Source organism: Streptomyces sp. PT12 (assembly GCF_003311645.1).
Lineage (GTDB): Bacteria > Actinomycetota > Actinomycetes > Streptomycetales > Streptomycetaceae > Streptomyces.
Genome location: NZ_QEST01000273.1, coordinates 1 through 394 on the forward strand (window position 1 = coordinate 1; position 394 = coordinate 394).

Here is a 394-nt window from a genome sequence, read left to right on the forward strand (position 1 = left end):
TCCTTCGGGATCAGCGGCACCAACGCCCACACCATCATCGAAGAGCCCCCCGCCGACGAGCCCGCCGAACGCACCGCGCCCGCCGCGCTGGTGGTCCCCTGGGTCCTGTCGGCCCGCACCGAGGAGTCCTTGCGCCAACAGGCCGAGCGCCTGCGCGCGTTCGTCATCGAGCGGCCCGACGTTCCGCTCAACGACATCGCGCACACCCTGCTGTCCCGCCCCTCGTGGGAGCGCCGCGCCGTTGTCGCGGGCCAGGACCGTGACCGGCTGCTCACCGAACTCGCCGAGGTCGCCGAAGGAACGACCCCCGCCCTCCCGGCGCCGGGGCGCGTCGCCTTCCTGTTCTCGGGGCAGGGCAGTCAACGGCTCGGGATGGGCCGGGAGTTGTATGAGG

The 394-nt window shown here is 72.8% G+C and carries 1 protein-coding gene; it reads left to right on the forward strand.

The window, feature by feature from the left end; genetic code table 11:
• A partial coding sequence (locus tag DEH69_RS29030) for a ketoacyl-synthetase C-terminal extension domain-containing protein (protein WP_309302912.1) occupies positions 1-394 on the forward strand: 394 nt, incomplete at both ends.